General features: G+C 43.8%; 1 protein-coding gene. It reads left to right on the top strand.

Annotation, left to right across the window (positions count from 1 at the left end; genetic code table 11):
• Positions 1–145: 145 nt before the first annotated feature.
• Positions 146–1,565, top strand: a 1,420-nt coding sequence (locus tag LKD41_RS16090; RefSeq protein WP_227701676.1) for a MobA/MobL family protein, incomplete at its 3' end; no start/stop codon positions are given.

Raw genomic sequence — 1,565 nt, 5'->3', positions numbered from 1 at the left:
GTCGGCGGGGCTTTCAGCCAGACCTGCTCATGCCGCAGGGGGCACTCTTGCGCAGAGGGCGTTCCGACAGCTTCACTCCTGCCAAACTAGAAGAAGATGCTGTCGGAAATCAATGCCGGATACGGCAGAAAGGGGGAATCGTATCATGGCGATATTTCACTTTACAGTAAAGATTGTCGGACGCAGTAAAGGAAAATCTGTCATATCCGCATCGGCATATCTTAATGGAGATGTGATGAAAAATGAGGAAACAGGCAGGATCAGCTACTACACATCCAAAAAGGAAGTCGTCTACACCAGTCTGATGATGTGTGAAAATGCACCTCCTGAATGGCTGCATGTACCGGAAGAAAATATAAAAAGGTTTCACCAGTCTATCCGTTATAAAAGGGCAGGCGATAAGGAAGCCGCACTGGAAAAGTTTAAAATCACATTTCAGAAACAGCGGCTATGGAATGAGGTATTGAAGATAGAAAAAAATGCAGATGCACAGCTTGGACGCTCGTTTGAATTTTCCTTACCGAAAGAATGGAGCAGACAGGAACAGATTGATTATACAACCGAATATATTCAAAAAACTTTCGTGGACAAGGGAATGTGTGCCGATTGGAGCATACACGATAAGAACGATGGAAACCCACATGTCCATTTACTTGTAACCATGCGACCATTCAATCCGGATCATTCATGGGGCAACAAAGAAGTCAAGGACTGGGATTTTGTCAGAGATACTGAGGAAAATATCGTGGTTGATGAATCCCACCCGGATTGGTGGCAGGATAAGAAAAATCCAGACCGTCATGGAATCCGTATTCCGGTACTTGATGAAAACGGAGTACAGAAAGTCGGGGCAAGAAACAGAAAACAATGGAAACGGGTTCTGACCGATGCTACCGGCTGGAACAGTCCAAAAAATTGTGAGTTATGGCGAAGCGAATGGGCTAGGATGTGTAACCGGCATTTATCCATAGACAATCAGATTGACCACCGCTCTTATGAAAGACAGGGCAAATTGAAAGTCCCTACGATTCATGAGGGTGCAGATGCAAGGAAGATTGAGGAAAAATATCTCACCGGACAGATAAGGAAAGGTTCATGGAAGGTTGAGGAAAACCAGATGATTAAAAAACAAAATGCACTGCTGCAAAAGGTAATTGCAACCTTTGGTAAGGTATCCGGTGCATTGTCTATGTGGAGGGAGTGTTTGAATGACATTAGAAGAAAGCAAAGAAGTAATTCCCATGATGGAAGCAATGATTACACAGATAGAGGAACAGCAGAATATCATGGCAGAGATGCTTCAGGAGATACAGGAAAAGGACGAGAAACTGATGTGTTTTCAGGAGCAGGAAGAACGATTGCAGCAATTAGAGAGCGAATTATTAGAGCTGCTTCAAATCTTGCCGGATACAGAAGAACTGTTGATGCTTCTGGAAGAAAAGACAGACCAGATACAGAAACTCACAGACGAAAATCAGCAATGGCAGAAATTGGCACAGAAATTAAACAGCGAGAACCGGCTATTGCAGAAACAGAACAGCGAATTACTGAACTTGAACAGCAAT

This window comes from Roseburia sp. CLA-AA-H209, from assembly GCF_020687575.1.
Taxonomy (GTDB): Bacteria; Bacillota; Clostridia; order Lachnospirales; family Lachnospiraceae; genus Roseburia_C; species Roseburia_C amylophila.
This window is presented reverse-complemented; position numbering and strand designations above follow the sequence as displayed.